The organism is Auritidibacter sp. NML100628 (assembly GCF_003185985.1).
GTDB classification, from domain to species: domain Bacteria; phylum Actinomycetota; class Actinomycetes; order Actinomycetales; family Micrococcaceae; genus Auritidibacter; species Auritidibacter ignavus.
In genome coordinates this window covers 16711-32406 of the sequence record NZ_QHLP01000019.1, presented here as the reverse complement: position 1 = coordinate 32406, position 15696 = coordinate 16711, and the positions used below count along the sequence as shown (strand labels likewise).

The window sequence follows — 15696 nt, the reverse complement described above, 5'->3', positions numbered from 1 at the left end:
GCAGGCCTGCGATGCTAGGGTAGTCCGTGAGATTGCTCCCCTGCTCGTGATCATCTCAGGATCGAAAATACCGGGGGAACCGAGCCCCTAATAAGGATTGATCGTGAACCGCACCATTCTTCCCGGATTGGTACTCTCCTTCGCGATAGGAGCACTGGCACTGGGTATGATCGCTGGCATCGGCGACTACCTACCCGGTGTTTCCGGATTGCTGGTCGCCATTGTCATCGGGGTGTTATGGCGGAATATCGCCCCCGTGCCAGAGGTGGTTGAACCGGGGATCACGGTGGCATCAAAAACGGTGTTGCGCTGGGGCATTGTGCTCATGGGGCTTCAGCTGGCGGTCGATGAGATTCTCGCACTCGGATGGGGCACCATTGTGCTGATCGTGCTCGCTGTGGTCATCACCTTCGGTGCCACCGTTATATTGGCCAAGGCCTTGCGGGTGCCCAGCGCTCTGGGGTTACTGATTGCCAGCGGGTTCTCGATTTGTGGAGCTGCGGCGGTGGCTGGTGCGGATTCGGTGCTCAAAGCCAAGAAAGAATTCACTGCGACCTCAATCGGGCTGGTGGTCCTGTTCGGCACCCTGATGATCCCCGCTATGCCGGTGCTGGTGGCACTATGCGGATTTTCCACAACTCAAGGGGCGATCTGGGCTGGCACATCGGTTCATGAAGTCGCTCAGGTCGTTGCGGTCGCCGAGACGCTGGGACCAGAAGCCTCCACCACAGCGGTGACGGTGAAACTGGGCCGGGTGATGATGCTGGCCTTCGTGCTGGCAGCGATAGCATTTCTCAGTTCCCGCCACCCGTCATCTCGATCCACCCCGGAAGACCCAGCCCCTGGATCACGTCCTGCTCTGGTGCCCTGGTTTGTGATCGGGTTCTTCATCATGGTGGCACTGCGCTCGGTCGATATTCTGCCTCCGACGGCCCTTGAGGTGGTCCAACTGATCCAGTCGTTGTTCTTGGCGACCGCGATGTTTGGGCTCGGTATGGGTGTACGCATCCGGTCGCTGGTGCAGGTGGGCGCTCGCCCGATAATGTTGGCTACCCTCTCGACGCTCATCATTACGGTCATCGGGGGCTTGGGTGCAGGACGATTAGCCTAGTCGTGCACTAAAGTTGAATCCGTTGCACCGCGATCGTCACCGGCGCGTGATCGTCGGCCCCCAAAACCCTAATCACTCAGGAGTTCTCCACCTTGTCTGCCAGAGATGACATCGTTCGCGTCTTGAACGAGGACGACCGCAATCAAGAATATGCCGACCCGAAACTGTACAAAAACTCCCTATCGTGGTCGGGCCGAAAATACGCTTTTAAACGGGCACTGAAGAAATTCGGCACCGATGGCGGAACCGATCTGTCGGCGAAGCTCACCTACTACACGGTCCTGTCCATGGCTCCCGGTCTGCTGGCCGTATTCTCCATGCTGTCCTTGGTCTTGTCCTCCAACGCCGAGGTTATTGAGAACATGCTCGATGATGTGATCACCCAGGCAGTTCCGGAAGACTATCAAGCGCTGGTACAAGACCTCGTGGAAACCATGATGGACTCGGCCACCGGTGGCGTGATCGCGTTGATCATCGGTGTGATTACAGCACTGTGGTCGGCATCGGCCTATGTTAAGGCGTTCTCCCGGAACATGAACTCCATCTACGGGGTGGCTGAAGGTCGCACCTTCATCAAGAAGAACCTCACCATGGTGCTCACGACCGCAACGGTGCTGGTCGGTGTCGTCGTCATCCTGATCTCTTTGGCCCTGAACCGTCCACTCGTCGATGGGCTGTTCGGCCCCATTGCGGAGCCGCTAGGATTGGAAGGCGTCCTGGCATTTATGACGGACACCTTCTTGCCGCTCTGGGCATGGCTACGCTACGTTGTGGTGGCTTTGGTGTTGATTCTGGTCATCGCCGTGATGTACCACTTCACCCCCAATGTGCAGAAGCCGAAGTTCACTTGGTTCTCCATTGGCGCCGTGGTGGTGTTGGTTGGTAGCGCGATTGCCGGTGTGGCCATGGCGATCTACCTGACCTACTTTGCCTCGTACTCATCCTACGGTGCGGTCGGAACCATCATGGCGGTGCTGTTCGTGCTCTGGATTTTCAATATGGTGATGCTGCTGGGGGCCCTAATCGATCACGAAATGTTCCGTGCCCGCCAGCTGGAATCCGGCATTCCTGCCGAGGTCCACGTCCAGCTTCCACCGCGTGATACCGCCGGTGCTGAGAAGGCTAAGGAAGACCAGGACAAGCTGATCGAAGAGGCCCGTACCCTTCGTCGGACCATGAGCAACCCACTAGCCCCGGAAAATCGCGACGTCGACTAAAAGACCACACCGAGGAAGTCAACGTCTGCCTCAGACAGCGGGGCCGGTGGGCAACACACTCACCGGCCCCGCTGTCTGAGAGGAAAAGGATTGGAAAATATCCCGGGCGCTGTTAGGCCATCGAGGCTTCCTTTTCCTTATCCTCCTTCGATTCTTTACCGCGGTCCAGACCCAACCGGGTCAATGGCACGCCGTCGATCGCGCCATCGATGGTGCGCTCAGCTTCGTCGTGATCGACGTCAAGCACCAAAGCGACCTCGGCGATAATCATGTCCTTGGCCTCTTGATAGAGGTTTCGCTCGGCCATCGAGAGCTCCTTCTCCTTCTGGCGGCGGTAGAGATCCCGGGCGACTTCGGCAACATTGTCCAAATCACCGGTAGCCAGCTTTTCGCGCAGTGCTTTCAAACGACGGGACCACTGCTTTTCCAAGGTGTCACCATCCTTGGCCAGCAACGACATCAACTTGCGCAACCGAGTATGGCTGGACAGGTCTCGAACACCGATCTCCGACAGGCTCGATTCAGGCACAGCGATCTGCAGGCGCTGCTCCTGGACCTCAAGGACGACATAGTCGACGTCTTCACCCTTGATCTTTTTGGTGTTGCGGCTCACCACTTCGGCCGGACCGTGTTGCGGATGGACGACGAACTTGCCTGGGGTTAAACGCATGGAGCAGATGCACCTTTCTTTGATGGCACAGCATAAGCGCCCGGCATTGCAACGAAGTGTCGGAATACCGAGCGCTCGCTGTTTTCCTACTGAGGTACACCATACTAGCACGGAAACGGCCGCATACCACAAAATATCACTCAGAGCAAGAATGACATGCACGTGGCATGTCAGGCTCGAATTCACCCTCGCTGGACAGCGCTACACGTTGTCGACACCGGATTGTTCCTGAAGGAATTGGAAGACCTCCACTTCATCGACACCCGGGAAGGCACCGGTGGGCATGGCCGCCAAAATGTGGGCGTTAGTTCGCGCCGCGGGCCACGCATGTCCACCCCATTCGGCTTCAAGTTCCGGGGAAGGCAAGCGGCAGCACGTCGGGTCCGGACACCGCGAGACAGACCGCGAGGTGGTATCCCGACCACGAAACCACCGCGCCTGATCGAAAGGGACCCCAATTGAGGACGAGTAAAGACCCGAGGCGGAAGACTCCACCACGGCGGTGCACCAATAGGTACCGGCCGGGGTATCAGTGTATTGATCGAACGCGCGGAATCGATTCTGGACGTCAAAGACTTCTCGGGAGGTCCAGTACCGACAAATCTGCTGGCCTTCGATGGCTCCAATACTGTCTGTTGGGAAACTCACCCCGTCGTTTTCGTAGGCTTTATGCACCACTCCGGACTGGTGCACTTTCTGAAAGTGCAGGGTAATACCCAGGTGTTCGGTCGCCAGATTGGTGAACCGGTGGGCAGCGGATTCATAGGAGACCCCGTAGCCATCTCGCAGATCCTCAATGGCCAGATCTCGGTTCTGATGAGCAGCCTTCAGCTCTTTGACCACAGGTTTTTCTGGCATGAGCAACGCGGCAGCACAGTAGTTGATGTAGACCCGCTGTTTCAGAAAGTCCTGATAGTCCACCGGCTCACCGAATCCGAGCACATAGGCCGCAATCGCCTGCAATAAGACCGACCGAGCGTCATGGTCGGTGTGCGGTCCGCCGGGCAGATAGAATCGTCGGTTCTTCAGGTCAGTAACCGAGCGGGTGGAGTGGGGCAATGAGCCGACGAAGTGGATCGAAAATCCCAGGTGGTCAGCAATGTTTGCGATTCTGCGGTGAGTCAGTGGCCCCGAGGGCTGGCCCACCGCTTCCAGCAGTTCTTGAGCTGTTGATTCCAGCTCGGGGTAGTAATTGTTGCGCTCACGCATCTCCATCCGCAATGCGACATTGGCTCGGCGAGCTTCCTCCGGCGTAGCAACCCGCTCGGCAGCTTGACGTCGTAATTCGCTCGCTAAGCCCGCAATCGTTTCGAGCACCTCGGTGGGAGTCCGGGAGGTGATCTTGACTCCGGGAAGCCCCAGCGCGTGAAAGTGCGGGGATCGTTGGAGTTTCTCCACCGCGATTTCCAGTTCGGCTCGTTTGCTCGGAGGTTTAGCCGAGAGCATGTCGTCAACCGAGACGCGAAGTTCTGCCGCCAAGGCAGACAACAGTGATAGCTTCGGCTCGCGGTGGCCGTTCTCAATCTGGGAGAGGTGAGAGGCCGTAACATCCACCCTGCTTGCCAGATGTTCCAGGGTAAATCCGGCCTTCTTCCGCTGGTGACGCAATTGGCGTCCCAGCACCACGGAATCCAGCCGTGCTACCTCGCCGGTATCGGTCACATCGTCTACTGTGTTTTGCACCATAATCACAGCGTAGTTAAAAACCGCGGATTTTTCCTCCTACATCCAGCCCTTCTTCTTAAAGATCAGATACAAGGTGAGGCTCGCGGTCAACATCAGCCCAATGGCCCACAAATATCCGAAGGACCAATGGAGTTCTGGCATGTCGTCAAAGTTCATCCCGTAAATCCCGGCAATCACCGTGGAGACCGCGAACAGCGCAGCCCATCCCGATACTTTTTTCATATCCTCGTTTTGTTTTCGGCCCACCAGCGTAGATTCCACGGTCAGCGCATTCTGCAATGCGGCCCGAATACCTTCGAGTTGTTCGACATCACGGGTAACATTATCGCGGACGTCACGCAGGTGACGAGCGAATTCTTGATCCATGCCGTACTTCGTGGCTCCCCGAGTCAGCAGATCGATCATGTGCGATAACGGGCGAGTGACCCGCAGGAACTTCACGATCTCGTTGAATAGCTCGTAGATGCGTTGCGAGGTTGCCACCGTTGCCGAATCGCCAAACAGTGAGTCCTCGATGTCGTCCAGATCATCGTCGAGATCGATAATGATGGGCGCATAGCCGTCAGCAATACCGTCGAAGACGAAGTACAACATTGTTTGCGGGTGCCCGGCGTCCATCACATGCCGCCGGAAGGGGCGGTGTAGCCAATGCACGACTTTCTGAGCCAGTGAGTGGTCATCAGCGAAGACCAGGAAGAAACGGTCGCCGACAAAGATATGCAGTTCCGCGAACTTCATTTTTTCGGTTTTGTCCACGTACTGGGCCCAGTGCAGCACGACGAACAGTACCGAGTCGTAGCGTTCAAGTTTGGGGCGCTGGTGTCCTTGCAAGGTATCTTCGACCGCTAATTCGTGTAGCTCAAAGTACTCGGCACACTGCTGAATTTCAGCCGAACTGGGTTCTGAAACCACCACATGGGCCCTAGCATCGGGGTCTGACGACAGACGCGCGAACATCTGTTCAATACTCTCCAGTGCTTCCAATCGTGGGGCCGAGGCCCCGTGCTGGACGTTATCAACGGAGTGCAAGAGATAGGTCATGGTGCATCTTCCCATCGTCTACTTGTCACCTTGGCCTACATATTCTTGCATGGTTTGCCTCGGTGGTCACCGCCACCGGCACCCGAACTACTTCGCGTCGTTGGTGGGACACTGCTACCTGCCGTCCGGGTCGCGGAGTGTTCGCGTGCGCGCACGTGCTCTCGCAGGCGCGCGAGCGTGTATGAGGGTAACCATCCGACAAATCGTCGCTTTTTTTGTTCTGCATCTCACAATTTTGCAGATGAGGGGCGAATCGTTCGAAAGAAGTCAGATTTTTTCCAAATGGTTATCTGAAGCGCAATTTTTTTCGACAATCCCCTGCCCCACTGGCGACAAACACGGAAGAGTAGAAACTACCCAGACGGGAACCGAACCATTCGGAACCGTCACGAAAACGACAAGAGACGCCACACTGATACACACTCAAGGAGTTCAGATCATGTCACAGCACACTCCCGCTTCCGCAGAGCAGATCCAGCACGACTGGGACACCAACCCTCGTTGGGCGAACGTCAAGCGCACCTACTCGGCCGACGAGGTCGTGAAGTTGCGTGGTCGTGTGCAGGAAGAGCACACTCTGGCGCGTCGCGGATCGGAGAAGCTCTGGGAGCAACTGACTACCGAGCACCCTCAAGGTGAGTGGACCAACGCTCTGGGCGCGCTGACCGGTAATCAGGCTGTTCAGCAGGTCAAGGCTGGACTGCGGGCCATCTACCTGTCTGGTTGGCAGGTGGCTGCTGACGCTAACCTGGCCGGCCAGACCTACCCAGACCAGTCGCTGTACCCGGCTAACTCGGTCCCGCAGGTCGTCCGCCGGATCAACAACGCACTGTTGCGGGCGGATCAGATCGAGTTCTCCGAGGGCATCCAGACTGTCGAAGACTGGCTGGTGCCGATCGTGGCCGATGCTGAGGCTGGCTTCGGTGGCCCACTGAATGCCTATGAACTGATGAAGGCCATGATCACCGCCGGTGCTTCCGGTGTGCACTGGGAAGACCAACTGGCTTCCGAGAAGAAGTGTGGTCACCTCGGCGGTAAAGTGCTGGTTCCGACCAACCAGCACGTGCGCACTCTCAACGCTGCCCGTCTGGCCGCCGACGTCGCCGATGTTCCCTCGGTGATCATCGCCCGCACTGACGCTGAAGCCGCCACCTTGCTGACCAGCGACGTCGATGAACGCGACCAGCAGTTCCTGACCGGTGGTCGCACCGCTGAAGGCTTCTACGAGGTGCGCAACGGCCTGGAGCCCTGCATCGCTCGTGCGAAGGCCTACGCAGAGTACGCCGATTTGATCTGGATGGAAACCGGTACTCCGGATCTTGAGCTGGCTCGTGAGTTTGCCGAGGCTGTCAAGGCCGAGCACCCCGACCAGATGCTGGCCTACAACTGCTCACCGTCCTTCAACTGGAAGAAGAACCTGGATGATGAGACCATCGCGAAGTTCCAGCGCGAACTGGCTGCGATGGGCTACACCTTCCAGTTCATCACTCTGGCGGGCTTCCACGCCCTGAACTACTCGATGTTCGACCTGGCGCGTGGCTACAAGGAGCGCCAGATGTCAGCGTACGTCGAGTTGCAGCAGCGCGAGTTCGCTGCCGAGCCACAGGGTTACACCGCTACCAAGCACCAGCGCGAAGTCGGCACCGGCTACTTCGACGCGATCTCCACCGCTGTCAACCCGGATTCCTCCACGGTCGCTCTGGCCGGTTCGACGGAGTCTGGACAGTTCTAATCCCTCACCACCACTGATTCTTCAGAAATCAGCCAGCCAGATAGGACGTGATGATCATGACCAGCCAGATTCGCTACACTACCTCTTCGGGACTGACCGTCAGCGTGCTCGGCGAGGTCTCCGAAGCCACTCAGCCGCTACTGTCCGATGCGGCCCTGGAGTTTCTGGCCTACCTCCACACCACGATGGAGCCCAAGCGTCAAGAACTCTTGGTAGCGCGTCAGCAGGTGCGCGCAGCCATTGCGGCTGGGGCGCGTCCGGGATTTGAGAGCACCACGAAGAAGATTCGTGATGATGATTCCTGGCGCGTTGCTCCACTGGCACCCGGTCTGAAAGACCGCCGTGCCGAAATTGCCGGACCGGTGGATCGGAAAATGACCATCAACGCCCTGAACTCCGGGGCCAAATGCTGGCTGGCTGATTTCGAAGATGCCTGTACTCCCACCTGGGAGAACATGATCGAAGGCCAGCGGAACCTCTACGAGGCGATCCGTGGCCAGATCCGCCACACCGACCAGACTACCGGTCGGACCTACAAGCTCAAGAAACCAGCCCTAGCGCAGTCTCCAACGATCCTCCCGCGGCCGCGGGGGTTGCACCTGGACGAGAGCCACATCGTGGTCGAAGATCAGCCGATCGCCGGAGCGCTGATGGCTTTCGGGCTGTTCTTCTTCCATAACGCGCACGAGCTGGTACACCTGGGCCGTGGCCCCTACTTCTACCTGCCCAAACTGGAACACCATCTGGAAGCTCGCTGGTGGAATGACGTGTTCACCAAGTCCCAGGACTACCTGAACATTCCCCACGGAACCATCCGGGCCACGGTGTTGATCGAGACCATCACTGCAGCCTTCCAGATGGATGAGATTCTGTATCAGTTACGCGATCACTCTGCCGGGTTGAACGCTGGTCGGTGGGATTACATTTTCTCGATCATCAAGAACTTCCAGGACTCCTCCGACGAGTTCGTGCTCCCGGATCGTTCCGATGTCACCATGCAACAACCGATGATGCGGGCCTACACCGAGTTGCTGGTGCGTACCTGCCACCGTCGTGGTGCTCACGCCATTGGCGGGATGGCAGCCTATGTGCCGGATAAGTCGGACCCCGTCAAACACCGGATCGCTCTGGAGAAGGTGCGCGAGGAGAAGTCCCGTGAAGCTGCGGACGGTTTCGACGGTTCCTGGGTGGCTCACCCAGATCTGGTGCCGGTGTGCATGCGGGTCTACGACGAGTTGCTCTTTGAGACCCCGCACCAGATTCGCACGCGCAAACGAGAGGATGTGGTCCCGGATGCTGAGGCGTTGCTGAACGTGAAAGCCACCACCGGGGCGATCACCGAAGCTGGCATTCGCACCAATATCGAGGCCGGTATCCACTACTTGGACGCCTGGTTGCGCGGTCACGGTGGAGCCAGCATCAACGACCTGATGGAAGACGCTGCCACCGCCGAGATTTCCCGCTCCCAGCTGTGGCAGTGGATCCGAACCGAGGCCACGGCCACGACCGCGCAGGGGTCCGAACGCACCGTAACCCGCGAGTGGGTCGATGAGCTCATCAACGAGATCGTGTCTGCTGCGGATCGGTCAGACCAGGATCGGATCACTGAGGCCCAGGAGGTCTTTTCCGCCGTGGTCTTCGCCGAAGAGTTCCCTGAATTCTTGACCATCCCGGCTTACAACGCCTACCTGGCAGCTGACGCCAACACCCGCGTCGCCGTCTGAGGCACCTGGGGACCTAGAGCACAACCCCGAGCACACAGCACAGCGGGCCCGACCAGACACTCTCTGGCCGGGCCCGCTGTTGATCTACACAGGCAGTGTGTTCAGTCTCGGTGTTGCAGCCACCTAACCAAGCAAGTGACCCACCAAGACGGAGACGACACGCAAAATTTACTCTTCGTCGCCGGCATCTTCTTCGTCGCCGTTATCCTCAGAGTCGCCACCCTCGGTCAAGGAGTCGACGTAATCCTGGTTCTCCGCGACCCAGTCTGCCACGATGTTTTCGTACTCGCCCTCGTCGTCATTATCGGCGAACATCTGGGCTTCGAGATCGTAGAGCAGGTCGTTTTCCATGGTGAAGTCCGATAGCCACTCAGAGACCTCGGAGAAATCATCGCTGAAACCGTTGTAGGCGTAGGTCGACATGGTTTCAGAACCACCCAGAGCACCCTCGGGGTCTTCCAGATCACGGACCGGGAAGGCCTCGTATGCCCAGTGCGGACGCCACAGAGTCACCACGATGTTTTCGTCGTTATCGATGGCGGTGTTCAGCTCCTGGAGCATGGCAGGAGTGGACGAGGTGGTGAATTCCATCCCGTCCAAGCCGTAAGTCGGGATGACCTCATCTTCGGTGGCGGAGGTCAGACCGGCGCCGGGCTCAATACCGACGATCCGGTTGTCGAATTCATCGGCGTTATCGGCCAGTTCCTCCAGGGAGTCAATCGGCGCGTCCTCGTTGACAGCAATCTGTAGCGAGGACTCATCGTTCCAGGTACCCAGCATTTCCAGGTCGTCACCGTACTCATCCAGGTAGGACGCGTGGGTGGTGGGCTCCCAGACGTCCATGGTGAAGTCGTAGTCCTGAGTGGCAACACCGGAGAACACCACGGCCGGCTCAGCCTCTTCGAGGTTGACCGTATAGCCTTCTTCCTCCAGAATGTGCTTCCACAGGTAGGACACAGCAATGCCCTCTTCCCAGCCGTTGAAGACGCCGATGGTCAGTTCGCCCTTGTCCTCATCACCGTTGTCGCCGGTGCCGTCGCCTTCGCCACAGGCGGTCAGGGCCAGGGCGCCGATAGACAGTGCAGCAACGGATTTCCAGATCTTGTTGAACTTCCTCACTCTGTTACCTCCAGTTAGTGTCAGTGTGGATGATGAACCGAACCGGTACAACTCAGGCACCCGGTCCGTTAGCTTTTCTTCTTTAGCGCGGTCAGCCGGTCCAGATACATCGCCAACACGACCACGGCGATACCGGCTTCAAAGCCCAGTCCCGCATCGATACTGCTCAAGGCCGACGTGACCTGGCCACCCAGGCCACCGGCGCCGACCATACCAGCGATGACCACCATCGACAATGACAGCATAATGACCTGGTTGATACCGGCCATAATGGTCGGCATGGCCAGTGGAAGCTGGATCTGACGCAGGATCCGGAACCGTGAGGCACCGAAGGCCTGACCGGCCTCGACCACTTCAGCGTTCACACCGCGGATACCCAATTCGGTAAAACGCACACCGGGCACCATCGCGAACAGAATGGTGGCCACCATGCCGGGAACAACACCGACACGGAACATCACCAGCGCCGGAATGAGGTAGACCATCGGCGGCATGGTCTGCATAAAGTCCATGATCGGTTTAATAATGGCCGAGGCCGTATTCGAGGAGGCGGCCAGAATACCCAGCGGGATCGCAATGACTGCGGCAATAAAGGTGGAGATCGTCACCAGCCCCAGGCTGTCCATAGCATGTTCCCACATGTTCATCCCGGCAATCAGGGTGAAGCCCAACGCGGTGCCTAGCGCTAGTTTCCAGGACTTGACGATCCAGCCCAGCCCGGCCAGGACGAGGGTTACCACCCACCAGTCAGGCCAGGTGAGCAGACCGACCAGCAGGTCGTTGAGCGTCGCCAGCGTGGTGCGCACGATTGAGAACGCTTCCGAAAAAGTGCCGAGCAACCAGTCCAGACCGGCTTCAATGGCTTCGCCGACGCCGAAGCGGAAGTCGTTAATGGACTCGAATTCGAACCAGGTGATGTCCGAAGCCGGGATGAGAGCAGACAGTGTCGAGCTCACAGCGCATCACCCCCAGCGGTCTTATGGCGATCGGTATCGCCAGCAGGCGACGGATCGATTTGTTCAGCGTGGCGACCAACCGAGGCATCTGGCGGGGCGTCCGCAGGGTCGGTGGTCTCAGCTGACTCCAACCGCTCTGACAGTGTTTCCGAGCGCTGAGGGCTCATGGCCTCCAGCAGACGCGAGACGCGGACATAACCGACCTTCACCCGTTTGCCATGGTCCTCACCTTCAACCGCAACCGGGCCGTCGGCTTCCACGGCAACCGGGACGATCTCCTGCAAAGTCGCCCCAGGCTTGACACTACGGTGTGTGCGCCCGAAGCTGGTAATTTCTGCTTCCGAAAGCTCCGCAGGCGGAACCATGACCGATTGCGCGGTGAGAACCCGAGACCGATCCACATCCGCGGTGAAGGAGGCGACATAGTCATTGGCGGGAACCGAGAGGATCTCTTCGGGCGTACCGATCTGAACGATGCGGCCTTCCTTCATCACCGCGATACGATCACCCATGTACATGGCTTCGTTCAGATCGTGGGTAATGAACACGATGGTCCGATGTAGCTCACGTTGCAAGGAGATCATTTCTTCCTGCATCTCACGCCGGATCAACGGGTCCAAGGCTGAAAAGGCCTCATCCATCAGCATCACATCGGTCTGCGAGGCCAACGCCCGAGCCAGTCCCACACGCTGTTGCATACCGCCCGAGAGTTCACTCGGGTAGCGCTTTTCCCAGCCGGCCAAACCGACCGAGGCCAGCACCTGCGCAGCCATCTCCTGACGTTCTTTTCGACCGTAACCCTGGATTTCTAACCCATAGGCGGCGTTATCGAGCACGGTCCAGTGCGGCAACAATGCGAAGTGCTGAAAGACCATCGACATGTGCCTGGCTCGCAGATCTCTCAGGTGGTTTTTCGACAGCTGAGCCAAGTCTTGCCCCATGACTTCAACAGTGCCCGAGGTGGCCGGTTGCAACGCGTTCAGGGTTCGGATCAGGGTTGACTTTCCGGAACCAGATAGCCCCATCACAACAAAAATTTCACCGGGCTTCACCTCAAAGGAAGCGTCAATCACCGCGGCAACACCCTCAGACCCAATGTCTTTTCGGTCAGCACCGGCCTTAATTTTCTCGACGACTCGTTCGGGACGTTTACCGAAAACCTTATAAACATTCTGTACCCGAATCACCGGGGCATCGGACTGGCCTGCACTACCTGTTGGCTCCGGTTGCTCCGAGATCTGTGGCGATGATGTCATACACGCTTCCCTTGGGTTGACATGCAAAATCAAGAAGGCGATCCCTTGCGGGAGATGCCACAAAAAGGTCACCAGCTAATGATAATAACAAACTTTCAGGGGAATATCTCATAATTCAGATCTTGGCTCCACAAATTCGGATGAGATAAAACTACCCAACCGGGCAGATAATGCAATGAGATTTACTGCACATAATGCGTCAACCATTCCGCCCAGACGAACAAGAAGCCTATGATCAGAAGCCAGAAGGTAACGATCACATAGTGCGGTGTTATGTGCCCACAAATCATGAGACCCCAAGAAAACGGCTTGAGTTTTTTGAATTTCCCATCGGGTGATCACAACATGTGTTCACTTTGAGCTGAAACTTGGGGCGTAAAACATTGATTCACAGGGTCCTGGCCGTGGCGCACACGTCCATGGCGGGCGCCCGTGTGATGCTCGCCCCGGAGTGAGAGGCCACAGAGATGATGATGGACCTAGCAGACAAAGCCGTGTGAACGAGCTTACACTGGACAGTAAGGGAGTCAATCTGACCACCCATCACCGCACCGATGTCGCCCTCCTTCAGCCCGGAGGGTCACGTCGTCGCCCTGGAAGCAAGGAAACTTATGAAACTGTCTGAGGCCGTTGTGCTACTTGAACGCGAAATCGCCGAGGTTGACAAACTGTTCCAAGACATCCCCGACGAGCAGTGGCGACAAGCTACCGTTAGTCAGGGGTGGACCGTTGCCGACCAATTAGGTCACTTAGTGTGGACCGATCAGCTCTGTCTGTCGGCCATCGACAACGACGAGCGCTTTCAACAGGTGGTGGCGCTGGCTCAAGGTAGTGACCCAGAGGCGTTCACCAAGCACGTTGATGCTGAAGCCCACCGACTAGCTGAGCAGGAGCCTGCCGAGCTGCTGAATCAGTGGACGACAACTCATCACGAATTACTGACCCGCTTGAAAGCATACGGCGACGAACAGGAGACGAAAATCGCCTGGCTGGCCCGCCCCATGAGCCCCACCAGCATGGCCCGGGCTCGCACGATGGAGCTCTGGGCCCACAGCTTGGACATCTACGACGCTGTGGGGTGGACCAAGCCCCGCAACGAAGCCGAAGCTTCGGTTGCCGAGCTCGGTGTGAAGACCCGTGACTTCGCGTTCACGTTGCACGGCCACACGCCACCGCAGGAGCCAATTTATGTCCAGCTGTCCTTACAGGTCGGCCCTGACCTGAGTTTTGGTGACCCTGATGCCGAGAACCGCGTTATTGGTTCCGCCTGGGGTTTCTGCGCGGTAGTTACGCAGCGTCGACACTTTGCCGATGCCGACCTCAACATCGAGGGTGACACCGCAAAGCTGTGGATGCAGATCGCCCAAGCCTTTGCCGGTGCTGCGACCACCGGACCGGAACCAGGGGAACGGCTATCTCCGGCTGATCTGGAAGACTAGCCCGCTGTCTGAGTCGCTCACGCGCACACGCGACCTCTCACACGCGGGCCACAACGGAGACGCGGGCTGGCGAGGTGTCGTTAATCTCGTTAAAGACGCAGAAATTTTTACGCTTTTCGCATGAATACGGCGTCCGGGGCGCGATGCCCCTTTACCAAATCGGTTTTCCGGTGTTTGCTGGAACCATGAGCAAATACGCAGTCACTAACCCCAACACGGGTGAAGTTGAGAAGACTTTCGACTCACTGACCACCGAAGAGATTCCCGTCGTCATTGACACGGCCTATCAGGCCTACGAATCCTGGTCCCAGACCGACCTGAGCAAGCGTGCTGAGATTCTGAACCGGTTCGCAGATCTCCTGGATGAACGTGCCGAAGAGCTGGCGCACATCATCGGGCGTGAAATGGGCAAGCCACTCCCCCAAGGCAAGGCGGAGGTCGATAAGGTTGCCCGCACGGCCCGCTGGTTTGCCGAGCACTCCGCAGAGTTCTTGGAGACCACCGAATTGCCGGATGCTCCCGTGGCGGACCGTACCTACGTCAAGCACGACCCGCTCGGTGTGCTGTTGGGCATCATGCCGTGGAACTTCCCGTATAACCAGATCGCTCGTTTCGTGTTGCCGAACCTGATGGTGGGTAACACCATCTTGATGAAGCAGGCTTCGATCTGTCCTGAGTCCTCGCAGATGTTCCAGACCCTGCTGGAAGAAGCTGGACTGCCCCAGGGTGTGTACACCAACATCTACCTGAACTCTTCCGACACCGAAGAAGTGCTGAAAGACTTCCGTGTCAAGGGCTTCTCCCTGACCGGTTCAGAAAGTGCCGGCGCGTCGGTGGCCTCCGTGGCAGCCAAATACTACAAACGCTCGGTGCTGGAGCTGGGCGGTAACGACCCGGCCGTGGTGCTAGACACCAACGATGTGGACGCCCTGGCCAAGAAGCTGGTTGGTATTCGCACCTCGAACGCCGGCCAGGTCTGCACCTCCCCGAAGCGGATGATCGTGGTCAAGGAGCTGTACGACGACTTCGTGGCCGCTGCCGAAAAGGCGCTGGCTGATGTCAAGGTCGGCCCCTACGACGATCCCGAGACCGACATGGGCCCGCTCTCCTCGGTACAGGCCCGTGACGAGGTCCTCGAACAGATTCACAACGGTGTCGCCGACGGCGCAACCCTACGCTTTGGTGGCGAAAAGCTGGATCGCCCCGGCGCCTGGATGTCCCCGGCGTTGCTGACCGATATTGATCCGCACTCCACGCTGGGTCAAACCGAAGTTTTCGGACCGGCCGTGATGATCTTTAAGGCCGAGGACGAAGAAGATGCCCTGCGCATCGCTAATTCCACCGAGTACGGCCTGATGTCTTCGGTCTGGACTCAGGACCCCGAGAAGGGTCGCGAGTTCGCCGAGCGGATCAACGCCGGTATGTGCCTGGTGAACGCTCACCAAGAGTCCAGCCCCGAGTACCCCTTCGGCGGTATTAACCGCTCCGGTTACGGTCGTGAAAACGAACGGTGGGCACTGCAGGGCTTCACCAATGAACGTCTGGTGCGTATCCACAACGAACACTAAGAACCGCGCTCATCTGGTGTCCTAGACAGATCCCGTTGAGGCCCGTGATCTGCCCCATCGTGAGGGCGTTCACGGGCCTCAACTGTGTCTCCAGTCCCTCCCCGCGCCACCCGCCTGATGTCAGGGTGCAGAAATATGACAGTCGACATGACCCTGCGGGTGCACACACGACGAAAC

The 15696-nt window shown here is 58.1% G+C and carries 12 protein-coding genes; 6 read left to right on the top strand and 6 right to left on the bottom strand.

The window, feature by feature from the left end; genetic code table 11:
- The first annotated feature begins 103 nt into the window (after positions 1 to 103).
- Both DCC24_RS10870 and DCC24_RS10865 read left to right on the top strand, forming a co-directional pair.
- Positions 104 to 1111: a YeiH family protein gene (locus DCC24_RS10870; protein WP_110099929.1), complete on the top strand. Its 1008-nt coding sequence runs from the start codon at positions 104 to 106 to the stop codon at positions 1109 to 1111.
- A 92-nt stretch (positions 1112 to 1203) separates the two neighbouring features.
- On the top strand, positions 1204 to 2328 hold the full coding sequence (locus tag DCC24_RS10865) for a YihY/virulence factor BrkB family protein (protein ID WP_233487961.1): 1125 nt from the start codon (positions 1204 to 1206) through the stop codon (positions 2326 to 2328).
- A gap of 112 nt (positions 2329 to 2440) precedes the next feature.
- Here DCC24_RS10865 and DCC24_RS10860 read toward each other — a convergent pair whose 3' ends face one another.
- From DCC24_RS10860 to DCC24_RS10850, 3 genes are all read right to left on the bottom strand, one after another.
- Positions 2441 to 2998: a CarD family transcriptional regulator gene (locus DCC24_RS10860; RefSeq protein WP_110099928.1), complete on the bottom strand. Its 558-nt coding sequence runs from the start codon at positions 2996 to 2998 to the stop codon at positions 2441 to 2443.
- A gap of 201 nt (positions 2999 to 3199) precedes the next feature.
- Complete coding sequence (locus tag DCC24_RS10855) at positions 3200 to 4684, bottom strand: helix-turn-helix transcriptional regulator (protein WP_110099927.1); 1485 nt, start codon at positions 4682 to 4684, stop codon at positions 3200 to 3202.
- 36 nt (positions 4685 to 4720) lie between these two features.
- Entirely contained in the window at positions 4721 to 5725 is a 1005-nt protein-coding gene (locus tag DCC24_RS10850; protein WP_158524669.1) for a magnesium and cobalt transport protein CorA, read from the bottom strand.
- Between the two features lie 439 nt (positions 5726 to 6164).
- Here DCC24_RS10850 and aceA point away from each other — a divergent pair, with 439 nt between their 5' ends.
- Positions 6165 to 7457: an isocitrate lyase gene (gene aceA / locus DCC24_RS10845; RefSeq protein WP_110099925.1), complete on the top strand. Its 1293-nt coding sequence runs from the start codon at positions 6165 to 6167 to the stop codon at positions 7455 to 7457.
- Between the two features lie 56 nt (positions 7458 to 7513).
- Positions 7514 to 9181 carry a malate synthase A gene (aceB, locus tag DCC24_RS10840; protein WP_369860290.1) on the top strand — a complete coding sequence of 556 codons (1668 nt, stop codon included), beginning with the start codon at positions 7514 to 7516 and terminating at the stop codon, positions 9179 to 9181.
- 168 nt (positions 9182 to 9349) lie between these two features.
- Here aceB and DCC24_RS10835 read toward each other — a convergent pair whose 3' ends face one another.
- From DCC24_RS10835 to DCC24_RS10825, 3 genes are all read right to left on the bottom strand, one after another.
- Positions 9350 to 10300: a glycine betaine ABC transporter substrate-binding protein gene (locus tag DCC24_RS10835; RefSeq protein ID WP_233492070.1), complete on the bottom strand. Its 951-nt coding sequence runs from the start codon at positions 10298 to 10300 to the stop codon at positions 9350 to 9352.
- Positions 10301 to 10368: 68 nt separating this feature from the next.
- Positions 10369 to 11256: an ABC transporter permease gene (locus DCC24_RS10830; RefSeq protein ID WP_369860289.1), complete on the bottom strand. Its 888-nt coding sequence runs from the start codon at positions 11254 to 11256 to the stop codon at positions 10369 to 10371.
- Entirely contained in the window at positions 11253 to 12512 is a 1260-nt protein-coding gene (locus tag DCC24_RS10825) for a glycine betaine/L-proline ABC transporter ATP-binding protein (RefSeq protein ID WP_110099923.1), read from the bottom strand. Before DCC24_RS10825 ends, DCC24_RS10830 begins: the two co-directional genes overlap by 4 nt.
- Before the next feature lie 611 nt (positions 12513 to 13123).
- On the opposite strand from DCC24_RS10825, the gene DCC24_RS10820 reads away from it, so the two are divergent.
- Both DCC24_RS10820 and DCC24_RS10815 read left to right on the top strand, forming a co-directional pair.
- Entirely contained in the window at positions 13124 to 13951 is an 828-nt protein-coding gene (locus DCC24_RS10820; protein ID WP_158524668.1) for a TIGR03084 family metal-binding protein, read from the top strand.
- A 185-nt stretch (positions 13952 to 14136) separates the two neighbouring features.
- Complete coding sequence (locus DCC24_RS10815; RefSeq protein WP_110099941.1) at positions 14137 to 15519, top strand: aldehyde dehydrogenase family protein; 1383 nt, start codon at positions 14137 to 14139, stop codon at positions 15517 to 15519.
- The last annotated feature ends 177 nt before the right edge of the window (positions 15520 to 15696 follow it).

Coding starts and splice junctions, on each gene's coding strand:
- DCC24_RS10820 (WP_158524668.1), top strand. CDS start 13,124: ATGAAACTGTCTGAGGCCGTTGTGCTACTTGAACGCGAAATCGCCGAG.
- aceA (WP_110099925.1), top strand. CDS start 6,165: ATGTCACAGCACACTCCCGCTTCCGCAGAGCAGATCCAGCACGACTGG.
- DCC24_RS10855 (WP_110099927.1), bottom strand. CDS start 4,684: ATGGTGCAAAACACAGTAGACGATGTGACCGATACCGGCGAGGTAGCA.
- aceB (WP_369860290.1), top strand. CDS start 7,514: ATGACCAGCCAGATTCGCTACACTACCTCTTCGGGACTGACCGTCAGC.
- DCC24_RS10860 (WP_110099928.1), bottom strand. CDS start 2,998: ATGCGTTTAACCCCAGGCAAGTTCGTCGTCCATCCGCAACACGGTCCG.
- DCC24_RS10850 (WP_158524669.1), bottom strand. CDS start 5,725: ATGACCTATCTCTTGCACTCCGTTGATAACGTCCAGCACGGGGCCTCG.
- DCC24_RS10825 (WP_110099923.1), bottom strand. CDS start 12,512: ATGACATCATCGCCACAGATCTCGGAGCAACCGGAGCCAACAGGTAGT.
- DCC24_RS10815 (WP_110099941.1), top strand. CDS start 14,137: ATGAGCAAATACGCAGTCACTAACCCCAACACGGGTGAAGTTGAGAAG.